This is a genomic window from Pseudomonas sp. McL0111 (assembly GCF_052567255.1).
This window is the reverse complement of the sequence record NZ_CP199585.1, coordinates 4209961-4232879: the sequence shown is the minus strand read 5'-3', so window position 1 is coordinate 4232879 and position 22919 is coordinate 4209961. Positions and strand designations below refer to the sequence as shown.

Annotated in this window: 20 protein-coding genes and 1 pseudogene; 8 read left to right on the top strand and 13 right to left on the bottom strand. The window is 58.7% G+C overall.

All coding sequences use genetic code 11. From position 1 onward, the window contains the following. Nucleotides 1–29 precede the first annotated feature (29 nt). Nucleotides 30–959, top strand: a complete 930-nt coding sequence (locus ACTWLJ_RS19285) for an aromatic alcohol reductase (protein ID WP_445178019.1) — start codon at nucleotides 30–32, stop codon at nucleotides 957–959. On the opposite strand, the gene ACTWLJ_RS19280 is transcribed toward ACTWLJ_RS19285, so the two are convergent. From ACTWLJ_RS19280 to ACTWLJ_RS19260, 5 genes and pseudogenes are all read right to left on the bottom strand, one after another. Next, nucleotides 925–1890, bottom strand: a complete 966-nt coding sequence (locus ACTWLJ_RS19280) for a LysR family transcriptional regulator (RefSeq protein WP_445178018.1) — start codon at nucleotides 1888–1890, stop codon at nucleotides 925–927. The genes ACTWLJ_RS19285 and ACTWLJ_RS19280 overlap by 35 nt on opposite strands. 158 nt (nucleotides 1891–2048) lie before the next feature. After that, nucleotides 2049–3257, bottom strand: a complete 1209-nt coding sequence (locus ACTWLJ_RS19275) for an FAD-dependent oxidoreductase (RefSeq protein WP_445181376.1) — start codon at nucleotides 3255–3257, stop codon at nucleotides 2049–2051. Then, nucleotides 3243–3407, bottom strand: a pseudogene (locus tag ACTWLJ_RS19270) (rubredoxin); the annotation flags it as partial. The pseudogene ACTWLJ_RS19270 and the gene ACTWLJ_RS19275, both read right to left, overlap by 15 nt. A 34-nt stretch (nucleotides 3408–3441) precedes the next feature. Continuing rightward, the gene (locus tag ACTWLJ_RS19265) at nucleotides 3442–4497 is read right to left on the bottom strand and encodes a Rieske 2Fe-2S domain-containing protein (RefSeq protein WP_445178017.1); all 1056 of its coding nucleotides are present in this window, start codon (nucleotides 4495–4497) and stop codon (nucleotides 3442–3444) included. A gap of 174 nt (nucleotides 4498–4671) precedes the next feature. Further along, entirely contained in the window at nucleotides 4672–5313 is a 642-nt protein-coding gene (locus tag ACTWLJ_RS19260) for a TetR family transcriptional regulator (RefSeq protein ID WP_445178016.1), read from the bottom strand. A gap of 112 nt (nucleotides 5314–5425) precedes the next feature. Between ACTWLJ_RS19260 and ACTWLJ_RS19255 the strand changes: the two genes are divergently transcribed. After that, the gene (locus tag ACTWLJ_RS19255; RefSeq protein WP_445178015.1) at nucleotides 5426–6082 is read left to right on the top strand and encodes an O-methyltransferase; all 657 of its coding nucleotides are present in this window, start codon (nucleotides 5426–5428) and stop codon (nucleotides 6080–6082) included. 50 nt (nucleotides 6083–6132) lie between these two features. On the opposite strand, the gene msrA is transcribed toward ACTWLJ_RS19255, so the two are convergent. From msrA to ACTWLJ_RS19240, 3 genes are all read right to left on the bottom strand, one after another. Beyond that, complete coding sequence (gene msrA / locus ACTWLJ_RS19250) at nucleotides 6133–6639, bottom strand: peptide-methionine (S)-S-oxide reductase MsrA (protein WP_445178014.1); 507 nt, start codon at nucleotides 6637–6639, stop codon at nucleotides 6133–6135. A 120-nt stretch (nucleotides 6640–6759) separates the two neighbouring features. Beyond that, on the bottom strand, nucleotides 6760–7008 hold the full coding sequence (locus ACTWLJ_RS19245; RefSeq protein WP_445181375.1) for a hypothetical protein: 249 nt from the start codon (nucleotides 7006–7008) through the stop codon (nucleotides 6760–6762). Between the two features lie 182 nt (nucleotides 7009–7190). After that, the gene (locus ACTWLJ_RS19240; protein WP_445181374.1) at nucleotides 7191–7604 is read right to left on the bottom strand and encodes a PaaI family thioesterase; all 414 of its coding nucleotides are present in this window, start codon (nucleotides 7602–7604) and stop codon (nucleotides 7191–7193) included. Nucleotides 7605–7819: 215 nt separating this feature from the next. Here ACTWLJ_RS19240 and ACTWLJ_RS19235 point away from each other — a divergent pair, with 215 nt between their 5' ends. From ACTWLJ_RS19235 to ACTWLJ_RS19210, 6 genes are all read left to right on the top strand, one after another. Continuing rightward, nucleotides 7820–8287 (top strand): metallophosphoesterase family protein, encoded by a 468-nt coding sequence (locus ACTWLJ_RS19235; protein WP_445178013.1) that lies wholly within the window; start codon nucleotides 7820–7822, stop codon nucleotides 8285–8287. Between the two features lie 72 nt (nucleotides 8288–8359). Further along, nucleotides 8360–10744, top strand: a complete 2385-nt coding sequence (locus tag ACTWLJ_RS19230; protein WP_445178012.1) for a DUF3772 domain-containing protein — start codon at nucleotides 8360–8362, stop codon at nucleotides 10742–10744. Between the two features lie 106 nt (nucleotides 10745–10850). Further along, complete coding sequence (locus ACTWLJ_RS19225; protein ID WP_445178011.1) at nucleotides 10851–12032, top strand: MFS transporter; 1182 nt, start codon at nucleotides 10851–10853, stop codon at nucleotides 12030–12032. Nucleotides 12033–12081: 49 nt separating this feature from the next. Further along, nucleotides 12082–12978 (top strand): LysR family transcriptional regulator, encoded by an 897-nt coding sequence (locus ACTWLJ_RS19220; RefSeq protein WP_445178010.1) that lies wholly within the window; start codon nucleotides 12082–12084, stop codon nucleotides 12976–12978. A 45-nt stretch (nucleotides 12979–13023) separates the two neighbouring features. Next, nucleotides 13024–14523 (top strand): hypothetical protein, encoded by a 1500-nt coding sequence (locus tag ACTWLJ_RS19215; protein WP_445178009.1) that lies wholly within the window; start codon nucleotides 13024–13026, stop codon nucleotides 14521–14523. Between the two features lie 122 nt (nucleotides 14524–14645). Next, nucleotides 14646–15107: a DUF3574 domain-containing protein gene (locus ACTWLJ_RS19210; protein WP_445178008.1), complete on the top strand. Its 462-nt coding sequence runs from the start codon at nucleotides 14646–14648 to the stop codon at nucleotides 15105–15107. Here the strand turns inward: ACTWLJ_RS19210 and ACTWLJ_RS19205 are convergent. The 5 genes from ACTWLJ_RS19205 to ACTWLJ_RS19185 all read right to left on the bottom strand — a co-directional run bounded on the left by ACTWLJ_RS19205 (nucleotide 15104) and on the right by ACTWLJ_RS19185 (nucleotide 22912). Beyond that, nucleotides 15104–16468 carry an APC family permease gene (locus ACTWLJ_RS19205; protein WP_445178007.1) on the bottom strand — a complete coding sequence of 455 codons (1365 nt, stop codon included), beginning with the start codon at nucleotides 16466–16468 and terminating at the stop codon, nucleotides 15104–15106. The two genes, ACTWLJ_RS19210 and ACTWLJ_RS19205, sit on opposite strands and share 4 nt — an antisense overlap. Further along, entirely contained in the window at nucleotides 16458–18845 is a 2388-nt protein-coding gene (locus ACTWLJ_RS19200) for a TonB-dependent receptor plug domain-containing protein (RefSeq protein WP_445178006.1), read from the bottom strand. The genes ACTWLJ_RS19205 and ACTWLJ_RS19200 overlap by 11 nt, the downstream gene beginning before the upstream one ends. Before the next feature lie 412 nt (nucleotides 18846–19257). Further along, nucleotides 19258–20313 carry a substrate-binding domain-containing protein gene (locus ACTWLJ_RS19195; protein ID WP_445178005.1) on the bottom strand — a complete coding sequence of 352 codons (1056 nt, stop codon included), beginning with the start codon at nucleotides 20311–20313 and terminating at the stop codon, nucleotides 19258–19260. 24 nt (nucleotides 20314–20337) lie between these two features. Beyond that, on the bottom strand, nucleotides 20338–21363 hold the full coding sequence (locus ACTWLJ_RS19190) for an ABC transporter permease (protein ID WP_445178004.1): 1026 nt from the start codon (nucleotides 21361–21363) through the stop codon (nucleotides 20338–20340). Then, a complete protein-coding gene (locus tag ACTWLJ_RS19185; protein ID WP_445178003.1) occupies nucleotides 21356–22912 on the bottom strand; it encodes a sugar ABC transporter ATP-binding protein in 1557 nt (518 codons plus the stop codon). Before ACTWLJ_RS19185 ends, ACTWLJ_RS19190 begins: the two co-directional genes overlap by 8 nt. Nucleotides 22913–22919 lie beyond the last annotated feature (7 nt).

Below are 22919 nucleotides of genomic sequence, written 5' to 3'. Positions count from 1 at the left end.
ACTGTTGAATGGCAAGTAGGAGACGATTGATGCAAGCGTCAAACCCTGTAAAAACAGAAAATATTCTGGTGCTCGGAGCCGGAGAGCTCGGCATGTCGGTGTTGCGCGAGCTGAAGACAACCAGTTCGGGCAAAGCGCAAATTGCGGTGCTGTTGCGCCCCTCCGCGGTCACTACTCAAGACCTATCCAAACGGCAGAACCTCGAAGAGCTGCGCAATTCAGGCATTGAAATTTTGCAGGCTGACGTCATCCACGATTCGGTGGAAGAACTGGCCGAAAACTTCGCTCGATTCGACACCATCATCAGTTGCCTGGGTTTCATCGCAGGGGCCGGCACACAGTTAAAACTCACTGACGCGGTACTTACAGCGGGCGTGAAACGCTATGTGCCATGGCAATTCGGCGTGGACTACGACGTGATCGGCAAGGGCAGCGCACAGGATACGTTTGATGAGCAACTCACTGTGCGAGAACTGCTCCGCGCACAGAACAAGACCGAATGGATCATTATTTCGACCGGGATGTTCACTAGCTTTCTATTCGAACCATCATTTGGCGTGGTTGATCTCGCTCGGAATACCGTGCACGCATTAGGAAGCTGGAACACGCAGGTCACTGTCACAACGCCGGAAGACATCGGCATGCTGACAGCAAAAATTATCTTTGCCGAACCCCGCATCGCCAACCAGATTTTGTTCGTCGCAGGTGACACGCTGAGCTACGCACAACTGGCGGACATCCTTGATGCAACACTTGGTCGTAAAGTGCTTCGAGTCGAATGGACCGTTGCCAGATTGGCCGACGATCTCGCAGCGTCTCCGACTGACCAGATCATTAAGTACCGGGCGGTTTTCGCAGCGGGCAAAGGCGTTGCCTGGGACAAGCAGCAAACCTTCAATGCCGCACTTGATATCGACTTAACGACTACAGCGGACTGGATCGCACAGAACCTGAGGTGAGAGCGGTTTCATGACCAATCGCATTCGCCGCCGCCAACACCACACTGCGCAACCACTTCGACGCCTGCGAACGATGCTTGCGCGCATGCCATAACTGGTAATACCGCAACGGTTGCGCAGGCACCGGAAACGGCTCGATCCGCAGCGGCAACAGTTCGGTGTAGTGCTTGGCGAATGAGCGGGTGGTGGTGAACACCAGGTTCGATTTGACCAGTACATAAGGCGCGATGCAGAAGTACGGCAAGGTGGTTTTCACTCGCCTGACCAGACCATTTCTTGCCAGTTCATCACCGATGGTGCCCTGCCCCGAGGCGTGGTTGGTCATGACCGCGAGATGGTCCGCTTCCATGTAGGCTTCGCGGGTCAGGCAGCCTGGCTGGATGGGGTGTTCTTCGCGCAGCAGGCACACCAGATCGTCGTCGCACAATGACTGAAGATAGAGGTGCTCTGCCGGCGTTCGCCAGTTGCCGATCACCAGATCGAGAAAGCCATCTTCCAGTCCTCGCGAGTAACCACCCTCGGCCTGCAAGTGCTTGAGTTCCAGCGTGGCGTGCGGGGCTTGGGCGTAGAAAAGCTCGATGATCGCCGGGACAAAGAACACGCTCAGATAGTCCGGCGTGCTGATGCGAAAGGTTTGTTTGGTGGTGGCGGGATCGAACAGATCGACCGGATGCAGTATCTGCTCGATCCCGTTGAGTGCCTGCGAGACAGGTTCGATCAGTGTCAGCCCGTGGGTGGTCAGCACCATCCGGCTGCCGCTGCGGACCAGCAGTTGATCGCCGGTAAGTTCACGTAGCCGGCGCAACGCAACACTGATTGCAGGTTGGGATTGCCCGAGCATTTCGGCGGTGCGTGAAACGCTGCATTCGGTCAGCAAGGTGTACAGCGTACGAATCAGTTGGGCGTCACAGTTAGGTAGAGAGTTGGACACAGCAGCCTCTTTTCTTATTGGGCAATTCCCTGTTGCCAACGATTTTGCGCGGGAAGCCTATCGCTATATAGATGACTATATAGCGATAGGCCCAAAACCGTCCATATCAGGACAAAGCAAGGTCATCAGTAGGTCGGCGCCCTCCTGCGCAAAACGCTTCAGCGCCAATCAGGCAGGGCTTTCAGCAGTTCGGCTTTCTCTTGGATAGCAGCGCCCATCAGCACGAAGCCACGCATCCGGTTTTGCTCATCGTGATAAGTGGATCGCACGTTGGCGATGCCCTTGTCGCAGTGCCCCGCCAGTTTGGTTGACCACAGCCCTTCAGCATCCATCGGCGAAGCCACGACTGTCGGCAACACGCTGGTTTTGATCGTCACCGGCATCGCCGGATAGGCAACCGCCGTCGGCTGCCCCGCCAGCGTCTGAGCCAAGGCGCGGGCCTGGAGCATGATCGGCATCACGTACGGCAACACCAGATCGTGGACTTGCGCGCAATCGCCCAAGGCATAAACATTGTTGGCGCTCGCCCGCAGCCAAGCGTCAGTGACGATGCCGTTGGACACCTTGATGCCAGCGGCACGCGCCAGTTCGACTCGCGGTTCCAGACCAATCGCACACAGCACATAGTCGACTTCAAGCACGCGACCATCAGCCATTTGCAAATGAAAACCCGCTCCATGACGCTGGACTGCGACAGGCGCATTACCCAGTTCCAGGCTCACGCCAATCGACTGCAACGCACTGGCCATCGCGTCTCCGGCCTCCGAAGGCAGCAGCCGACTCAGCGGCCAGGTGGCGCGATCAACCACGCACACTTCATGCCCGGCATGCCGCAGATCGTTGGCGAACTCGCAGCCGATCAGCCCGGCGCCGAGAATCGCTATGCGGCTATCAATGCCGATCTGCTGACGAAAGTGTCGGTAATCCTCCAGGTCGTTGACGGTGACGATGGCGTCGACCCCGTCACCTTGCAGCGCCGGTCGCCGCGCATCGGCTCCCAACGCCAACACCAGTGCGCTATAGCGCTGTGGCCGGCCATCGATGGTGATCGTTTGCGCTGCGGTGTCGATACGCTCAATCGAGGTGCGAGTCTTGATTTGCGCATGCAGTTGCGCCGCCATCTGCTCGGCGCTGGACGTGACCAGTTGATCCGGCAGGCGACCGGTCTGAAAGGCGTTGGACAGCGCCGGTTTCGAGTAAAACTCCCCGCCATCACGGGTCACGATCAGGATCGGTGTCTCGGCGTTCAACTTGCGCAGTTCGCGAGCCACGGTGTAACCGGCCAGGCCGGAACCCAGAATAATCACCGGATCAGGCTGCACAGGCGCCGGACGGTTTTCCTCTGCGCTCGCGGCGATTTTGATCATGTCAAAATCCGCTTTGCCAACCCCGCAATCCGGGCAGAACCAATCTTGCGGCACGTCCTCCCAGCGTGTGCCGGCAACGATGCCATCCTCCGGAATTCCCGCCGCCTCATCGTAAATGAAGCCGCACACCAGACATTCCCACTTGTACATGTTCGTTACTCCAATCAATCGATACGCGGCGGTGTTAGCTGGTGAAGGCTCGACCCAAACCGAGTGCGCTCAGGGCGCGACGATAAGCGGTGGAGGAACGATCGGCGGGGATATGGATTTCCAGCGACAGGTCCAGCGGCAGGTCTTCCGGGCGGCACAGTTCGACGATGTCGCGGTCCTCTTCGAACACTTGCTGGTTGAACGCGTAGACGTCCTCCAGTGGCATTTCCTTGTCGAAGTTGCGGGTGATCGCGCAGAACATCCGCGTCTTGCGCGCCGAGATCGGACTGGCGGCGTTGAGAATCACCAAGCGATGTTCCGGGTCGGGAAAATTGACGGTCAAACGCGCAGTGAACGGCGCAAAAACATCGAACGAACGGCTCCAGAGAAAATCGTCCGGCGCTCGATGCTGCATGCTTTTGGGGAAGTTGCTGACGTTACTGATGTACTCGGCATGAACCCCGTACGGCGTGACCTCGGCCTTGTAGGTCGGCACTACTGGATTGTCCCGCTCGGCAAAAGCCTCGTGGTGAATCCAGGCAAAGTGAGCGACATCGATAAAGCCCTCGACCTGGCGTCCGGCCGACGCGGCGATATCAATCGATGGCGGAAGGATTTGCTGGAAGTTGTCGTCATGCCACGACGGCATTTCAGCAAACGGTGCGCTGGCGCCATACATCAGCACCCAGATGATCCCGTAGTCTTCGCGCGTCGAGTACATCTGGATGCGATGACGCTCGGTGAGGTTGGCGTTCGGCTCCGATGGAATCCGCGTGCAGCGGCCATCCGTGCCGAAGTGCAAACCGTGGTAAGGGCAAATAATGTTTTCGCCCTGCACCAAACCCTTGCTCAGCGGCGCGCCGCGATGGCTGCAAATATCGCGCGCGGCATTCAATTTGCCGCCTGCGCGGTAAAGCACAACCGGTTCATCCAGCAAAGTGACGGCGTACGGTTTGTCGGTGACATCGGCAGAAAAAGCCACCGGATGCCAATGCTGGCTGAGAATCTCGCGGTCTTGCGCGGTGAAGGTGCTGGACTTGGTGATCGGGTTCCAGGTGACGGTCTGACAGGCTATCGCGGCCATGGACATGTGCTGTTTTCCTTATTTTGAAATGGCACTGAAAGAAAGCGAGTCCGCGAGCTGCTTGGCCAGCCGTGCGGACTACGAGTGCGAATTTCATGCTAGGGAGTTGAGCCGGTCGTGCCCATGTCGCGAGGAACATGTTGGTTATGTGGGATTGAACATGGTTGGTTTAACAGGACGCTAGAAAACTTGCCGCTGATTAAGCGCCACAGCATAAGCACTGAACATATCCGCCAGCCCGTCGGCACAAACAGCGATTTCCATCTCACTGTGCGGGCTACCGGAAAAATCTTTCCCCACCGAACTGAGCGTGGTCAGGATCAGATCGCAGGCCGCTTCGCGAATTGACTCGCCGACTTCTGGCAGCAACTCAAGCATGAAGCCAGCGAAAATCTGCCGCCCTGCTGCGCGCACTTCGTGAGCTTCGGGCGCATCACGATAGAGCGGCGCTGCGTCGTTCAACGCACCGCGCATCTGCGCTTCGTCGCACTCCGAACGGATAAACGCCTGCACCAAAGTGCGCAGGCGTTCCAATGGCGGCGCTTCGAGATTTTGCAGAATCCGCTGCAACATCTGCGTGGTTTGCAGCCACTCATCACTCTGTAACCGGAACAGGATCGCAGCCTTGTTGGGGAAATATTGATACAGCGAGCCAATGCTGACGCCAGCCTTTTCCGCCACCCGTGCGGTGGTAAAACGGGTGGCGCCGTGCTCGGTCAAAACCTGAATAGCCGCTTGCAGAATCGCCGCCACCAGATCGGTGGAGCGTGCCTGCTGCGGCTGTTTGCGTGAGGAAATACGGGCGGTCTGGCGATTGGTCATGGGCAACCCGGGCGTCGAGGGGAAACGCGAATAGCGGATGGGGTGAATCAATCGCATCATTTAAATGCGACGAATCACTCGCATCTTAATCCCCAACCGACGGAAATCAACCATGACAACCTTGACCACTGAGCCATTGGCGAGCCTGATCGAACGCCTCTACAGCCAAGCGTCCGCCGCTACCAGCCCGGTGCTGAGCAGCGTGTCCGATGAAGAACGTGATCGCCTGATGCACAGCAAGACCGACTACCTGAAACTTTACGAAATGCTCAAGGATCTGTGGCTGCCGGTCTCCCGCGACACCGGCAAATTGCTCTACATGCTGGCGCGCAACACCAAGGCGAAAGCCATCGTCGAGTTCGGTACCTCATTCGGCCTGTCCACCCTGCACCTGGCGGCGGCGTTGCGCGACAACGGAGGTGGCGTGCTGATCGGCAGCGAATTTGAACCGTCGAAAATCGAACTGGCGCGCCATCACTTTATTGAAGGTGGCGTTAGCGATCTGGTAGAGATTCGTGAAGGTGATGCGTTGGTCAGCCTGGCAAGCGATCTCCCGCAATCAGTCGATCTGCTCCTGCTCGATGGCGCCAAGGCGTTGTATGGCGACGTGCTGAACCTGGTCGAAAAGCACCTGAAACCGGGCGCACTGGTGGTCGCAGACAACACCGATTATTGCCCTGAATATCTGGCTTACGTGCGTGCGCCGGAGAACGGTTATCTGTCCGTGCCGTTTGCCGATGACATTGAGTTGTCGATGCGACTGGGCTGATACCGGCCTGTATGGGAGCCACCGATTGAAGGGTGGCCCCCCAATGACATTCAAGCGCGCTTCGGCAGCTTCCAGTTCGGGCGAATGAAGTGGCAGGTGTAACCATTCGGAATGCGTTCAAGGTAATCCTGATGCTCCGGCTCCGCTTCCCAGAACGGACCCGCCGGTTCGATTTCGGTGACGACTCGCCCTGGCCAGAGTTTTGAAGCGTCAACGTCTGCAGCGGTGTCCTCGGCGGTATCGCGCTGTTGCTCACTGAGGTAATAGATCGCCGAGCGATAACTCGGGCCAAGGTCATTGCCCTGCCGGTTGGCCGTGCTCGGATCGTGAATCTGGAAGAAGAACTCAAGGATCTGCCGATAGCTGATCACCGCAGGGTCGAAGACGATTTCGATGGCTTCGGCGTGATTGCCGTGATTGCGGTAAGTGGCATTCGGCACATCACCGCCGCTGTATCCGACGCGGGTTTGCAGTACGCCAGGGTAGCGCCGCAACAAATCCTGCATGCCCCAGAAGCAGCCGCCGGCAAGAATGGCAGTTTCGGTTTGACTGGTCATGGTCGGTGGTTCCTCTGGGGATGTTGGGTGTAGTCATTGTTATGAGGGCGGATTGGGCAATTCCAAGGTCGTGCGTGAACTGAAGTAGCTAGGGCGCGAAGCCCTAGCAGACTGGAGATGTTATTTTTTCTTCTTCGCGGATTTTTCTGTCTTATCTGATTTCTTGGCCTTTTCAGGTTTGCTATCAGCTTTTTTTGCGGATTTTTTTGGTTCAGCATCTTTTTTCTTGTCTTTCTTATCGGAAGATTTCGAAAGGGTCGAAGTCGAAGCAGCTTTCTTCGTCGGTGATGACTTTTTGTCTTTCAACTCCTTGCTGGCTTTGGAAGATTCACCTTTGCTTTTCTTCTCGTCTTTAGCCACGTTGACCACCTCTTGGATCATGCCGGTATTGGCACATCGCCTGTGGGATTATCCATAGGCTATTCATTAGGTGAGCGTGCCGAAGAGCGGTTAAAATTCTTTTACGGCGTAATGCGATTTGATACCCCTCACCTGATGAACATCACAACCGTTGCTCAATTGACAGCCAATGCCATGATGGACCAGCCCTTTCAACTCATCGGCACAGCGAATACCGCACTGGCGCGCGCAACTGTTCGCTCTCCCACATGCAGACTGACAGCCGCAAACGCGAGTTGACGTCCTTTCTTGGAGTACTCAAGACGTACTTCCAGCCACTCATTGATTTGCACTGCGCCGAGATAATCCAGAGTCATGCTCGCTGTGATCAATGGCTGCGGAGGGTCGCTGGAGAATGCCATGGCGTAGCCCATCCCCACATCGGCTAACGTCGCCAATACACCTCCATGCAAAGTGCCACGACCATTGGCATGTCGTGAGTCGGTCAATAGTCCCAGTTCCAATTGCGGTCCGCTGCCCTTCGCATAGATCGGGCCAAGTAAATCAAGTAGCGGACTGCTACGGGTAAACGGAGTAAAACCCTCGGGAATTGCTGTGGCGCCCATGCTTCCTCCCTGTGCCGGTTGCTGACCGGCATCGTTGACCTGAATACGTGGATTCAACTCAGAGGAGTTATGGGTAATTGCGCAATGCGGCAAGCACTATAGATCTGTGGAATTTACGAAGATTGATCAACGACCACCAACGAATTGGCTGGTCGATTGGAGTCTTGTAAGCAGCCTGCTACCCTCCAGAAACCCTTTTCTCACTGCCCTCCCCCATGAAAACCGGCATCATCTCCGACACCCACGGCCTGCTCCGCCCCGAAGCCATCGCCGCCCTGCAAGGTTGCGAGCGCATCATTCACGCTGGCGATATCGGCAACCCGCAGATCCTCGAGCAACTCGCCGCCATCGCACCGGTTCACGCCGTTCGTGGCAACAACGATCTGGACTTGCCATGGGCCTGTGACCTTCCTGATCAGCTCATCCTCGATCTGAACGGCTGCAAAACCCTGCTGATCCACGATATTGCCGACGTTCCCACCGAGCTCGATCCCGATATCAAACTGATCATCACCGGCCATTCCCACAAACCCGGAATCGAATGGCGCGGCAATATCCTTTACCTGAACCCCGGAAGTGCCGGTCGTCGACGCTTCAAATTGCCCGTCACACTGGCTTTGCTGAATGTGCAGAGCGATTCCCTGAGTCCGCAACTGATACATCTTCTCACCCCATCAACGTGAAACTTTTCCTCCCTGCCCGGCACGATCACCTAACCTCAAAGGCTATGTGATCAACCGGAGTCGGGCACGCTCATGCGTATTGCGTTGAAGTCGCTGTTTTTTATCGTGCTGACCCTGCTTTTCCCCGGCGGTGCAATGTTCTGCGCTGCGCAGTTGCCTGCGGCTACGGTGGTCACCGCGACGCCAGTGGTGGATGTTTCGCAAAGCGATCTGCAAGCCCTGCAACTGCGCCTCGACGGTCTGAAACAGCAGATCTCAGCGGCCAATAATTACAACCAGCTCGAAGGCCCACAGGATCGCGTGCAGGCATTCATTGCTGATGTTGATGGACTGTCGGCATCGCTGTTGCCGCAGCAGGCGCAATTGGCCGTGCAACTCAATGTTCTTGGTGCCGCGCCGGCAAACACTATCGCGTCGGAACAGGCCGATCTGGCAGCGCAACGAGGCGCGCTCGCCGAGCAGAAAAGCAAGGTCGATGCGACGCTGGAAAATCTGGCCGCGCTCAAGCAGAGCGCTGCCGACCTGATCACGCAGATTGCCGGTATTCGTCGCTCGCTGCTGGAAAGCGAATTGACCCTGCGCACCAGCAGCATTTTGAGCCCCGATTTCTGGGCGCCGCTGGTCAACCCTACGCTGGACGACCGTCAGCGCTTCGGCTCGTTTATCGATCAGATAGAACAGACCTGGGCCACGGTGTGGAAATCCGGTGAGCGCTTTTACACCAGCGTGCTGGTGCTACTGGCGCTGATTATCTGGCTTATCGGCCGCAGACTCGCAGAGCGTGGATTGGCGTGGTTGTGCATTCACCGCATGCCCGAGGGACGTCTGCGCCGCAGTTCTTTGGCATCAGCATCGGCACTGGCCACCATCGTCACCACCGGCATTGCCCTGCAAGTGCTGTTTTATGCCTGTACTCGGCATGTGCCGTTGACGCCGATCCTGGCGACCTTTTCCGACGAATTTGAAAAAGCCGTGTATGCCTGCGTGCTGATCACCGGTCTGAGCCGCGCCTTGCTATCGACCGAACATCCGTCATGGCGCTTGCCGGGGATTGCCGATCCGGTTGCGCTCGCATTGAAACCCTATCCCCTGATCCTCGCCGGAACACTGCTGGTGCTGGTCACGCTGGTGCAGGTCAGCAATGCCGTGGGCATGAGCAGTCAGATTGTGGTGTCCGAGCGCGGCGTCGTCGCGCTGGTGGTCATGATCATCATCGTGACGATGCTGTTGCGCGTCGGCAAAGTGCGCAAGGCGATGGTGGCTTCCGGCGACCCGGCGGCGACTGGCAACACCTTTGCCGGGGTGATCTGGTCAGCCGCAACGATCTCGATGGTGGTGTCGATAATTGCGCTGCTGACCGGCTATGTTTCGCTGGCGCGTTTCATCACCTATGAACTGGTCTGGTCGTACATCGTGCTGGCCGGTTTCTATCTACTGATCCAGTTGCTCAAGGACGGTTGCGAATACCTGTTCTCGCCCCGCCACTCCAGCGGCAAAGCGCTCAAGCAGTTGCTGGGCGTGGGTGACCGACGCCTTGAGCAAATGTCGACGGTGTTGTCCGGTGCCGGCCGCGCCGCTTTGTTGCTGCTGGCGGTGATCAGCCTGTTTGTCGGCGGCATCGGCACCACGCTGGGGCAACTGATCAGCAATATCCTGACGATCCTCGGCGGCGCCGGGCTGCGCAAACTGAACATCGTCCCGGCGCACCTGCTCAACGCCGTGCTGGCGCTGCTGATCGGCATCTATCTGATACGCGCACTGCGCCGCTGGCTCGACAACGAGTTCCTGCCCAAGACCGACATGGACCCGGGCATGTGCGCCTCGCTCAGCACGCTGTTCTCGAACATCGGTTACGCCGCTGTGATCCTGCTGACCTTGTCGTCACTCGGTGTGCGCTGGACCAATCTGGCGTGGATCGTCAGCGCCTTGTCGGTGGGTATCGGTTTCGGCTTGCAGGAGATCGTCAAAAACTTCGTCTCCGGGCTGATCCTGCTGACCGAACGCCCGGTCAAGGTCGGCGACCTGATCAGCATCAGCGGCGTTGAAGGCGACATTCGCCGGATCAACGTGCGCGCCACTGAAATTCAGCTCAGCGACCGCTCCATCGTCATCGTGCCCAACTCGCAACTGATCTCACAAAACCTGCGCAACGTCACCCTGGGCGGCAGCGCTCAGGGTGTGGCGACACTTGAGCTGATGTTCCCGCTGGATATAGATCCGGAACAGGTCAAAAACCTGTTGCTCGACACCTATGAAGAAAACCAGACCATCCTCGATAAACCAGCGACATTCGTGCGTTTCAGCAAGCTCTCGCCGGATGGGATTACGCTGACCGTGACCGGCTATGTCGGCAGTCCGAGGATTGTCGGAGTAACGAAAAGTGATTTGCTATTCGAGATCCTCAAGCGTTTGGGGGCTGCGGGGATTGAGTTGGCGAAGCCCGGAGCGGCAACCTGACGCCATCCATAAACAGATTTATACCCATACGCGAAATCGCCAATTTCACTTATATGTACCCGCGCCCTAGCCTCTCGCCATCTTTCCCCTTCCGCGAGAGGCTCCCATGCCCTTTGTCATCTACATCTTCACCCTCAGCGCCTTCGCGCTGGGCCTTGCCGAGTTTGTCCCGATCGGCCTCACCGACGTCATGGCGCGCAGCCTTGGCGTCGATGTCGAAGCGACCGGCGCAACAATTACCGCTTACGCCCTGGGCGCCACGCTGTCGGCGCCGATTTTCAGTGCGTTGACCGCGAGTTGGTCGCGCAAGAATGTCATGTTGGTCACGGCACTGGTGTTCAGTGTCGGCAGCCTGGCAGCGGCGTTTTCCACGACGTTGACGCTGATGCTGGTGGCGCGGTTCATTGCCGGGATGGGCCATGGATTGTTTCTCGCGGTGGCATCGAGCACGGCGGCGCGTCTGGCGGGTCCGGGGCGTGCCGGTAGCGCAGTGGCGGTGGTGTTTGGTGGATTTACGCTGGCGATGGCCATCGGTGTGCCGATCAGTACCTACCTCGGTGGCGTGATGTCGTGGCGTCTGGTGTTGGCGGCGATTGCGGTGTTTGGCGCCATTGGATTTTTCGGGCTGTTGTTCGGCATGCGTGATCCGCTGCCGACCTCGACTGACGGCGAATCGACCTTGCACAGCCTCAAGGCATTGCTCAACGGCAAGTTGCTGGCCGGTGCGCTGGTCACCGTGCTCGGTTATGCCGGCTCGTTTGTCGCGTACACCTACATCGCGCCAGTGCTGACTGAGGTAACCGGCACCACGGCGGCTACCGTCGGCGTGTTTATGTTGCTGTACGGCGTGATGGCGGCCATCGGCAATGTGTTGGGCGGCAAGCTCACCGATGCCTGGGGCGTGGACCGAGCCAGCGCAGCGTTGATCGCCGGCATCGTCGTAGTGACGGCGGGCATGTGGGCCTTCTCCGGTTCACCGTTGATGATGGGCTTGCTGGTCGCCCTGCTCGGCATGTTCAGTTTCGCCGCAGTACCGGCGTTGCAGGCGCGGCTGATCGGTGTCGCCGAGCGTCATGCGCCACATGCCCACGGTGTGGCGGCCGGGCTGAATATTGCTGGTTTCAATTCAGGGATTGCGCTGGGCTCGGTGCTCGGCGGGGTCACCATCAGCCAAGCAGGCCTGGGCTATGTCGGGCTTGCGGGCGCGGCGATATCTGCGTTGGGTCTGCTGCTGATCCTCAGTCAGATGCTGCGCAAGCCGCAGCAACGTTCCCCGGCATGCGCATAAACCGGCGTCATGGTAAAACGAACGACCACACGTCAGGCGCCGTCGCACCATGAGCCACCTCACCCATCTGCGCACGTTCCTTGAAGCCTACCGCGCCAAGTCGTTTTCCAGGGCTGCGCAGCATTTGGGTATCACTCAACCCGCCGCATCGATGCATATTCAGGCGGTTGAAGCGCTGATCGGCAAGCCGCTGTTTCTACGCTTGCCGCGCGGCGTCGAGCCGACTGATGCGGCAGATGAACTGGCGCGCTCCGTCGCGCCATTTCTCGATGGTCTGGAGAGCAAGATCGCCTCGCTGCGTCCGGGATTGATCAAGGGCGGCACGGTTCACCTGGTCGGTCCATCGGACTTCATCCACTCGCAGGTTGCGTCTCGCCTCGCACCGCTGATGAACGAAGGCTTTACCCTGCGCTTTCATACCGGTGCGAAAAAACGCATCTACGAGATGCTCGAATCAAAGCAGATCGACTTCGCGATCACCGCTTCGATACCTGACGAGCAGTCTCACGGTTATGCGCATCTGCTGACCGAGCGCATGTTGCTGGTTTACGCGCCGAGTCTGCTGGAGCGTCTTGGGCACAACCCCTCTCAGCAACAACTGACGCAGGTGCCACTGATTGCTTTCGATGAAGATCTGGCACTGGTGCGGCCACTATGGACGTCGATGTTTCAGGTCGCGCCGCAACTGCAAGCGGCGCTGACCATTCCCGATTTACGGATCATCAAGGAGCTGGTGCTCGGCGGGCACGGCTGGACCGTGTTGCCGGACTACCAGTGCGCCGACGCCATCGCTGACGGACGCTTGCTCACACCGACGCCACTGGCTGAAGCGCCGGTCAACGCGCTGTATCTGGTGTGGAGCAAAAGCGTGATGCACAGCCCGAGTCTGCTGTATGTGCGCGATTATCTGCTCGATGCGTTCACGACTCAGGCGGTCATCAAGTGACATGTTAATATGCCATCACTTTTCTCGCCGATGACGTGTAAACGCATGGATGCCTTGACCCACCGCTTCAAATGTTTGTCTTTGTTCACCATTGCCCTCGCGCTTGCCGGGTGCCAGAGCCCACCAAAGAAACAGACAGCTACCGATTTCGATGCAATGGGGCAGATGGCATTCGATGCGGCGATGGCAGGTCAGCCCGACCCGAGTTCCATTGTCCGTGAAGGCGATCACGTCACCTATGTCGTGATGTCGATCGAGGGAAACAACATCCGGCACCTCGTACGCTTTGATGCCGACTGCCACCTTCCGGACGCGCAAATGGCTCACCTCACTACCGCTGGAATGATGCGGTTTGCGGTGGATCGCCGCAGCGATACGTCAGAGGCCAGACAGATGCCGGCCGAACAGAAAAAACTGTTTCTGCAGAGCGCGCAATTGAAGCAGGTGTGCACTCAGGTACCGGCGCCTCAATGGCGAGTAATCTCGACGCCTGATCATCAGGACTGGCAGTTGATTGACCGCGCCAGCCTGATGCAAAAAGACCAGCAAACGCTGTTCTGGTCGGCCCGGGTTCCGGCTGCCGAAGCGCTGATGCCACGCAACGATGGCCTGTACGTACAAGCACGGCAACGCTGGAGTGCCGATTGTGCGCAGCAACGGTTGACCGCGCTCAGTACTTTTTACCTTGATAAGCAAAACCGCGTGATCGGCGGAGCGATGATCCAGCAGCCCGTTGCCCAGAAAACGCTCGGTGCCGATGATCGTCAATTGCTGACACTTGCCTGCGGTACGCAGACGTCGCTGGATCAATACAAGCCATTCGAAGGACGACACCAAACGTCCTTTGTTTTACCCGAGCCGCAATTGCCCGCCTCGGTGGTAAAAGCCATCGACGCCTTGCAGTTGCCCGCACCGGAAAAATCCATCCAGCACCTGCGCCTGTACTTCAAAGACTTCAATGAGGCTAGCGAGCAAAAAAAGGCCAACGAGTCGGGCCTCTCGTACGTTTACCAGAGCGATGCGAAACGCCGTGAGTTGGGCCGTATGGGAAGTGACATCGCTTATCTTCCATACGAACCCGGCAAACAACTGACCGAGCGGGTTAACGCCCAATCACGCCAACGGGTCACGATAAGTTTTCGAGGTTTGACTGAACTGGCCGAGGTTGAATACACCAATGAACATGACCTGATCAGAGTGAAAGAAAACGTAATCACCGACCTCAAGTTCCAGGGCGACTGGGCAACCATGACGGTCGGCACGCGTTTGAGTTACACGGTGCAAAGATCCAGCCCCCGATACAAAAAAGCGCCGGTGCTAGTCGACAGAAAAATGGAGTGCAACGTGGATTCGCAGAAACCTGCCAGCGAGTTTTATTCGTCGCTGAGCGGTACAGCCAAAGTCATCAGTTGCACCGGCGAGGATTACCACAACGGCCAAAACACTTCGACCTACGCTTACCTGCAGACTTATGGGATGTTTGTGCGTGTGGATCTCGGACGAACCGGTGGTTATGGTCAGTTCAAGATAGAGCGAGCCGAGTAGATACCGAGCGCTTCGGGGTTATTCCCGAAGCGCCTAGGAGCCTGCTTTTTAGGTCTTTATTGCCTGTCAAATCGCCCCCTTATACTCCGAGCGTTCACCTCTACGTTCGATAAGGATGCTCCATGCCTCAACGTCTTTTACTGGCGGCATTGTTTGTAGCAATCGCCGGTTGCGCCAGCCCTCCTGCTGCGTCCATCCACACCACAAATCCCGCCAGTTCGACCCTGCAAGGTGATGCCACGCGCCCGGCACAGGCGCAGTGGATTCGTACCGAGTTGTATTTTTCGGTGGGTTCGGTGGATGGCAAGGAAGGCGCTGTCAGCCCCGCGCGCTGGCGTGAGTTTCTCGACAAGGAAGTCACGCCGCGCTTTCCTGACGGTTTTACTGCGTTCGATGCTTATGGGCAGTGGCGGGATCATGGGGCGAAAGAGCCTGAGCGCTTGAGCACCAAAGTCATCGTGATCCTGCACGAGAACAGTCCGAAGCACAGCAGTGACATCGAGGCGATTCGGTTGGCGTACAAGCGGATTACCGGGGACTTGTCGGTGTTGCGTTTGTCGCAACCCGCTGAGGTTTCGTTCTAATCGGTGGTCTGCTCAAGAGCTTGCCGAGGCGTCGACGCCAGGCGGCTCAACACTGCCAGCAGTACCGCGCCCACCAATAAAACCCCAATCCCCAAAAACGCGCCCCACCCCACCACCGTCACGCTCGAATAGAGCATGTACAGGCACAAGCCGAAAAACAGCAGCGGCAACAGTGGATACAACGGCACTTTGACCGGCCTCGGCACATCAGGAAAACGTCGGCGCAGAATGATCAGCGCCACACTGCTCAAGCTCAGAAACAGCCAGTACACCGGAGTCAGATACTCGACCATGGTGTTGAATCCGCTCTGAGTAAAACTGCCGAACAACACCAGCAACAGCGCCACCGCGCCCTCCGCGAGCAAGGCTTTGCGCGGCACACCATGTCGCTCGTCCCAATTGCCAAAACTGCGCAACTGCGGCACATCGCGTGCAGCGGCATAAGTGGTACGCGCTCCGACCAGCAAGGTCGAGTTGATCGTCGCAATCGCCGCAATGCCGACCATCAGCAGAATCAGCATCACCCCCGGGGCGCCGAACGCACGGTTCAACAACTCCACGGCGGGTGCATTGCTTGCCGCCAATCCTGCGAAGCCCAGACCTCGGACGAACGCCCAGTTCAGCGCCAGATAGATCGCCATCAGCAGCGTCAGTGCGCCGAGCATGGCGATGAAAATACCGCGTCGTCCGTCGCGCACTTCCGCCGATAACGTCGCGGCATCGCTCCAGCCGCCGAAGGCCAGAAATACGAAAATCATCGACGCCGAGAATCCGGCTATACCGGTGTTTTCCGGCGTGACCGTCACGCTCGGTGCAGGCACTTCGATGCCCTGCCACGCCAGCCAGAGTCCTGCACTGACAATGCTCAGGAAACCCAACGCCAGCAGGCTCACCAGCAACGTCTGCGTGATGAACCCGATGTGTTTTCCAGTGAGATTAAGCAACACCAGCGCAGCAATTACCGCACCGGCAAACCACCCGGAGCCATGCTCACCCAGCGGCACCACCGCGTTGAAGTAATCAGCGAACATGAACGCCGACAAAGCAATCCATCCGGTATGCATCACCGAGAAACGCGACCAGGCGAACAGAAAACCCATGCGCTCGCCATACGCCGTACGCAGGAAGTGATAGTCGCCACCCGGGTGCGGAAACGCCGTAGCCATCTCGGCAAAACACAGCGCCCCGACCATCGACGACAAACCGCCAAGCACCCAGACCAGATAGAAATAATCCGGCCCGACGTTCTGCGCCACGGTCGGCGCGGTTTTCAGGATGTCAGTGGTGATCACCATGCCCAGCGTGATCAGCAATGCCTGGAAAACCGGCAGATGCCTGCCCGGTCCCGCGTCAGAAACCATAGGTAGCGCGAGCGTAGTAGTAGGCGCCGTTGGTACCGATTGGCGACAACACGTCATACGGCAGATTGCCGCCGTAGTTGATCGCCGAACCGGAGCGTTCCGGGTAGTTGTCGGTCAGGTTGTTGCCACCCAGGGCAATGTTGAATTTCGGGGTGAATTTGTAGGTCACCTCGGCGTCCAGTTGCCATACCGCGCCGTAGGTTTGCTCGGGTTGCGAGTCGCCGAAATCGAACACCCGAGTGGTCTCGCCCTGACGGGTCAGACGCCCGAGCAAGCCCCAATGCTCGCTGGCCCAGTTGGCGGAAAAGATGAAGCGATCTTTCGGTGCGGCGTCGGTCAGGGTGTTGGTCTCTTCGACGCCAACCAAAGCGTCGTTGCCGATGCCCAGTGCCGTCAGTTGCGACGGAGTGCCTTTGGTGCTGGTGACTTTGGTGTGGTTATAAGTGTAGGCGCCGGTCAGCCCCAGTTGTCCGTCATAGAGCGGCTGATGATAGTTGAGCACCAGTTCGGCGCCGTGAGTGCTGGTGTCAGCGGCGTTGGTGAAGAAGTTGACGTCGTGGACGCCCGCCACGCCGAAATTGTCGTTGATGTATTGCTCCATCGCATCGCTGCCGATGCGTTGCGACAGCGTGATGCGGTCTTTTACGTCGATGCGGAACACGTCCAGCGAGGCATCGAAGCGCTCGTTCAGCTGAAAGGTCAGGCCGAGGCTGAAGTTTTTCGAGGTCTCCGGATCGAGCTTTTCTGCACCGAGCGCACGAGCAATCGGGTCATTAACCGAGAGCACACGAATGTCGGTCAGCGTGCCGCCATCACCGAAGTTGCTGGTGGTGTTCTGGAAGCCGCTTTGCGCCAGCGAAGGTGCGCGGAAGTTGTTCGATACAGCACCGCGCAGCGCCCATTGTTCGGTCAGTTTGTAGCGACCGCTGAGCTTGCCGGTGAGTTTGCTGCCGGCGTCGTCGTAATGTTCCCAACGGGTGGCGGCATCGACGAAAAACCGATCAGTAAGATCACCGGACAACTCAGCGTAAGTGCCGAACACATTCCGGTCCAGGTCCGACTCTTCGCTCGGGCGCAGGCCGTTGGCGCCGTCGGCTCCAGAGCCAATGTAAGAAGCCTCGTCACCGGCGTACGTCAGGTAGTTTTCGTAGCGATATTCGCCACCCACCGCCAGCACAAACGAGCGCTCGCCGAGGCGCAGTTCACGGCTGAAATCGAGGTTGCTGGTGGTTTGGCGCAGTTCGTAATCGCCGGTATCGAACCTGGTCGGCGAGTCTTCGCCAAGGCTGACATTGAGCGTGCGGCGGGTCGAAGAATCGAAACGGTTGCGACCGTGGGTGACGCTGCTGTCGAAATCCCATTCATCGCCGATCATGCCTTTGAAACCAGCCGTTGCGGAGATGTCCTTGTTGTCGCCCAGCGATTGCGGCAAGTAGCCGTTGGGGTAGAACTGCGGCTGTTCGTACGGGTAGCGATAGAACTCGGCGCCCGTGGTGTGGCGCTGATTATAGGTGCCGAAGGAATAGGCCTTGCCCCCGGCCAGCGGCAGCTCGCTGTTGAACCAGAGGTTGACGTCCCGCGCCAGGCCATCGCCCATCACGTAGTTGCGCTGATCGGGCGTGTCGGCAAAACCGTCGAACCCGGCGCGGTTGGTCGGGTTGCGGTTCTTGTACTCGGTACCGCCACGAACAAACCCGCCCTCCTCGCCAAGGCGTGTGCCGATCTTGGCGGTGGTCACGCTGTTCTGACCGTCGGTGGTGGTCTTGTCGATGGCGTCCTGATGGGTGTGATAAGCGCCGTAACTGGTGGAGATTTCGCCGCCCTCGGGGGCGTCGTCGAGGATGATGTTGATCACCCCGGCGATTGCATCGGAGCCGTACTGCGCACCCGCACCGTCACGCAGCACTTCGATGCGTTTGATCGCGCTGATCGGGATCGAGTTGAAGTCCACGGGGGCGGTGCCGCGACCGATCTTCGACGAATCGTTGACCACCGCCGAGGTGTGCCGGCGCTTGCCGTTGACCAACACCAGCACCTGATCGGGACTCATGCCACGCAGTTGCGCGGCCCGAATATGGTCGGCACCGCCGGAGTTGGACTGACGCGGCAGGCTGAACGACGGCAGCAGCGTCTGCAATGCCGCGCCCAGTTCACCGTCAGCGGCGCCTGCGGACTTAAGGTCTTCGGCGGTCAGCACATCCACCGGCACCGGCGAATCGAGCACGGTGCGCGACGTCCCGCGCGTGCCAGTGACCAACACGGTACCCAGCCGTGGGTCATCGTCGCTGCGTGCGGAAGTTTCTTCGGCTTTTGCGGGAAGTTGCCAGATCGCACCTACAACAGCGACGGCCAATAACGAACGGGAACGGTAATGCATATAACAGCTCCTTGAATCGCAGCTAATACCCGGCCGCTGCCGACAATAAGCAGTCGACAGTCAATGCACGGCAATGTCTGCTGTAGTTTTATAAATCAGGAAATAACGCGAGCGCAGCGACCAACAGTGAGTACAACACCCCAGAAGCCCATGCTAGACGAGTCTTAAGCCTGGGCAAAAGAACCAATAACACTTAGGTTAGATCGGACTAGCGAACTGTAGTTAGAACAACACAAGTGTTGCCTGACAAACACCAAACCCAACTAACCACAATCTTATTTTGTTAATACAAGACCAATGTAGGAGTGAGCCTGCTCGCGATAGCGGTAGTTCAGCCAACAAAGATGCCAGCAGTTCCGGCCTCATCGCGAGCAGGCTCACTCCTACATTGAATGTGTGCAGCCTGATGTTTTTAGTTGGCCACGGGAATCCATGAGGCCTTCGCCACATTCGCCGTATCGCCAAACGCCGGGAGTTTCTGCGCTAGGTCACGAACGTTTTTCACGTCCAGATCGAGCAACTGCTGCCGGGTAATTAACGTCGGCGGCACCAGCACCTGATGCCCCGGATTTTCCCCGGCAATCAACATCGCCAGACTGCGCACACTGATCGCCCCGGCCACTTGCGGATTGACCGCCGCCGTCGCCGCCCACGCGCTGTCCGGCTCTTTCATGATCTGAATATCGGCAGTGGAAATATCGGCACTGTAGATTTTCACTTTTTGCCCCAGCCCCGCCTCATCCACGGCGATTTTCGCGCCTTTGGCGAACTCGTCGAACGGCGCGAAGATCACGCTGATCCCCGGATTGGCCCGCAGCACTGCGCTGGCTTGATCGGCCACCGAGTTGGCAATCGGCGGATTGAGCGTGCCGAACCGCGCCTTTTCAATGATCCCGGGATTCGCCGCTTTGACCTGACTCCAGATCTCGTCGCGGCGCTCCATCGGCGTGAAGCCGCTGATGTAGACGTAACCGGCATCGAACCGCGTGCCGTTGTCCTTGATCGCTTGCTCAAGCGCCAAACGCGCCAGTGCGTGGTGATCCTGCTCGACCTGAGTCACCTTCGCGCTGCCGATATCAACGTCGAACGCGACGACTTTGATGCCCTTGGCGATGGCCCGATCAATCGGCCCTTTCAGCGTTTCGGCCAGGCCCAGTTGCACGATGATGCCGTCGACGCCGAGGTCGATGGCCTGATCGATCATTTCGCCCTGACTCGCTGCCTGCTGCCGGGCATCGAACACCCGCAGATTGGCGCCCAGCGCTTCGGTCTGTTTCTCCACGCCGCGCAGATACGCCTCGGGAAAGTCTCCGGAAAACAGATAACCCACCAGGGCGATTTGCACCTGGCCCTTGTCGAACGGTGCCGGCGCGCCGGGCAAGGCCTTGGCCTGAACGCTAACGGCCAATGCCGACAACACGGCACCAGCGAGGCAATGACGGGCAAACTGCTTGATTGAACCGTGCATACAACTTCCTTGAATAAAAGCGGCTCAACACGCCCGATGCGCGAGGCCGAAAGTGAACATCAGGGCCAGTACCAGTACCAGTCCCTTGACGAAATCCTGCGCGTAATAAGGCGCGTTGAGCATGGTCAAACCGTTGAGCAACGAGGCCACCAGCAGCGCGCCGATCAGCGTGCCGAAAGCGTTGGGCTTCTTCGCGCCGAGCACGGCAAAACCGATCAGCGCGGCGCCGAGCGCGTCCAGTACCAGTCCGTTGCCCGAGCTGACATCGCCGCGCCCCAAACGCGCCGCCAACAACAAACCGCCCAGCGACGCGAGCAGCGCCGAGAGCACATAAGCCAGCAGTTTGAAGCGCTGCACTGGCGCACCGGCCAGCCGCGCGGCCTGCTCGTTACCGCCAATCGCATAGAACAACCGACCAATGCGCGTACGTTCGAGAAACAGCCACACCGCCAGTGCCACCACCGCCGTAATCAGCACCGGAACCGGCACCGTGTCCCATAGCCGCCCACGGCCAAGTGCCAGAAACGCCGCACTGAACGACCCCTCGGTTTCCACGCCACTGGGCAGAGTCATGCCCACCGCAATCGAGCGCCCGCCGGTAGGTATCAGTTGCACACCGATCACCAGAAACATGCTGCCCAGCGTCGCCAGAATGTCCGGCACCCGCAGCTTGACGATCAGCCAGCCGTTGAGCAGCCCGACCAGCGCGCCCCCCGCCAGACTCATCAGCACTGCCGGCACCGCGCCCCAGCCGAGCACCACCATCACGTAACTGGCGATCATCAGGCTCATGGCGGCCACCGCACCGATGGACAGGTCGAGACCGCCGACGGCCATGGTCAGGGTCACGCCAAGCGCCAGCAGCGCGACAATCGACACCGACTGCAAGATGCTGAACAGATTGCCGACACGTAGAAACGCCGGCTCGGCGAAGCTGAAAAACACCACGATCAGCACCAGCAGCCACAACAATCCATAACGAATAAACGCGTGCAGCAAGCGTTCGGCAGGCGCCGCAGCGCTCGGTAACAATGAACTCGAATCAGGCACTCGCTCTGCTCCTTGGCGTGGCTTGAAGGGGAATGGTTTCTACTGGAGTGCCGGCCAGTGCGCTGACCAGCGTTGCGCGCTCCAGACCGGCACGCGGGTATTCGGCGACCACCGCGTGATCGCGCACCAGCAGAATCCGGTCAGCAATTTCCAGGGCTTCATCGACATCGGCGCAGATCACCAGCGTTGCGCGGCCAGCGGCGCTGTTGCGCAACTGTTGGCCGATCTCGCGACGCGCGCGCACATCGACGCCCTGAAACGGCTCATCAAGAATCAGCACCCGCCCTTCCCCGATCAACCAGCGGCCGAGCACGACCTTCTGCTGATTGCCGCCGGACAGCGCGCTCATCGGCACATCGATGCCCGTGGTCTTGATTCCCAGCGCATCAACCTGCGCCTGCACCGCCGCCGCTTCGGCGCGATTGCGGATAAAACCGTAATGAGTGAAGCGCTCAAGAAACGGTAAGGTCAGCGTCCGCCGCAAAGAAAAATCCGCCACCAAGGACTGACTCGCGCGATCTTCCGCCGCGAGAAACACACCGCTGCGAATTGCCTGACGCGGCGAACCCGGCTGCCAGTCAACGCCATCCAGTTGCAGGCTGCCGGCCGCCGCCGTGCGCAAGCCGAACAGTACTTCGGCGATCTCGCTTTTGCCGGCGCCGAGCAATCCGGTCAGCACCACCACTTCGTTTTCGTGCAGGCTCAGATCGAACGCTGTCGAACGTGGCAGGACTTTCAATTCGCGCAGTTTCAACACTTCGCGGCCCGCAGTTCGCGGCGTGTAGACGTGCATTTCCAGCGCATGCCCGAGCATTGCCTGCACCGCTTCCGGCAACTGCCGCGCCGTGAACTTCCCTGCCAGTTTTCCATCACGCAGAACGATGGCACGGTCGGCCAGTCGTTGCAGATCGGACAGCCGATGCGAGATATACAGAATCGCCACACCACGGCTGCGCAGCGTGTCGATCAAGCCAAATAAGCGCTGCGCTTCGGCATCCGACAATGCCGCCGTCGGCTCATCGAGAATCAGCAGCCGTGGCTGCAAGGCAAACGCCCGGGCGAGTACCACCAGTTGCCGCTCGGCCTGACCGAGGTGTTCGATCGGCAGCTCCAGCGGCAAGCTCAGTCCGAGACCCGCCGCAATACTCGCCGCACGCTCCAGCAGCCGTTTACGGTTGAGCCAGAAGTCCGCATCGGGGCGGCACAGTTCATCGAGCAGCAGGTTTTCCGCCACGCTCAAACCGGGGGCAATCCCGTCGTTGATCTGCTGATGAACCGCGACAATCCCCACACGTCGCGCCGACAGCGGCGAAGTGAACTGTCGTGGCTGACCATCGACCCGCAACTCGCCGCTGTCAGCCATCTGACTGCCAGCAAGAATCTTTACCAGCGTCGATTTACCCGCGCCATTCGCGCCGAGCAGTGCAACCACTTCAGCGGGATAGATCTTCAGGCTGACCCGATCCAGCGCGCGGTTCGAAGCAAAGCTTTTACTCAGTTCATGCACCGCAATCAGCGGTTCGGATACCACGGCAACAGGCACACTCATACATTTC

Bases quoted from the DNA above. Each gene is read 5' to 3' on its own strand.
- ACTWLJ_RS19285 (WP_445178019.1), top strand. From the start codon at position 30: ATGCAAGCGTCAAACCCTGTAAAAACAGAAAATATTCTGGTGCTCGGA.
- ACTWLJ_RS19275 (WP_445181376.1), bottom strand. From the start codon at position 3,257: ATGATCAAAATCGCCGCGAGCGCAGAGGAAAACCGTCCGGCGCCTGTG.
- ACTWLJ_RS19265 (WP_445178017.1), bottom strand. From the start codon at position 4,497: ATGTCCATGGCCGCGATAGCCTGTCAGACCGTCACCTGGAACCCGATC.
- ACTWLJ_RS19260 (WP_445178016.1), bottom strand. From the start codon at position 5,313: ATGACCAATCGCCAGACCGCCCGTATTTCCTCACGCAAACAGCCGCAG.
- ACTWLJ_RS19255 (WP_445178015.1), top strand. From the start codon at position 5,426: ATGACAACCTTGACCACTGAGCCATTGGCGAGCCTGATCGAACGCCTC.
- msrA (WP_445178014.1), bottom strand. From the start codon at position 6,639: ATGACCAGTCAAACCGAAACTGCCATTCTTGCCGGCGGCTGCTTCTGG.
- ACTWLJ_RS19240 (WP_445181374.1), bottom strand. From the start codon at position 7,604: ATGGGCGCCACAGCAATTCCCGAGGGTTTTACTCCGTTTACCCGTAGC.
- ACTWLJ_RS19235 (WP_445178013.1), top strand. From the start codon at position 7,820: ATGAAAACCGGCATCATCTCCGACACCCACGGCCTGCTCCGCCCCGAA.
- ACTWLJ_RS19230 (WP_445178012.1), top strand. From the start codon at position 8,360: ATGCGTATTGCGTTGAAGTCGCTGTTTTTTATCGTGCTGACCCTGCTT.
- ACTWLJ_RS19225 (WP_445178011.1), top strand. From the start codon at position 10,851: ATGCCCTTTGTCATCTACATCTTCACCCTCAGCGCCTTCGCGCTGGGC.
- ACTWLJ_RS19220 (WP_445178010.1), top strand. From the start codon at position 12,082: ATGAGCCACCTCACCCATCTGCGCACGTTCCTTGAAGCCTACCGCGCC.
- ACTWLJ_RS19215 (WP_445178009.1), top strand. From the start codon at position 13,024: ATGGATGCCTTGACCCACCGCTTCAAATGTTTGTCTTTGTTCACCATT.
- ACTWLJ_RS19210 (WP_445178008.1), top strand. From the start codon at position 14,646: ATGCCTCAACGTCTTTTACTGGCGGCATTGTTTGTAGCAATCGCCGGT.
- ACTWLJ_RS19205 (WP_445178007.1), bottom strand. From the start codon at position 16,468: ATGGTTTCTGACGCGGGACCGGGCAGGCATCTGCCGGTTTTCCAGGCA.
- ACTWLJ_RS19200 (WP_445178006.1), bottom strand. From the start codon at position 18,845: ATGCATTACCGTTCCCGTTCGTTATTGGCCGTCGCTGTTGTAGGTGCG.
- ACTWLJ_RS19195 (WP_445178005.1), bottom strand. From the start codon at position 20,313: ATGCACGGTTCAATCAAGCAGTTTGCCCGTCATTGCCTCGCTGGTGCC.
- ACTWLJ_RS19185 (WP_445178003.1), bottom strand. From the start codon at position 22,912: ATGAGTGTGCCTGTTGCCGTGGTATCCGAACCGCTGATTGCGGTGCAT.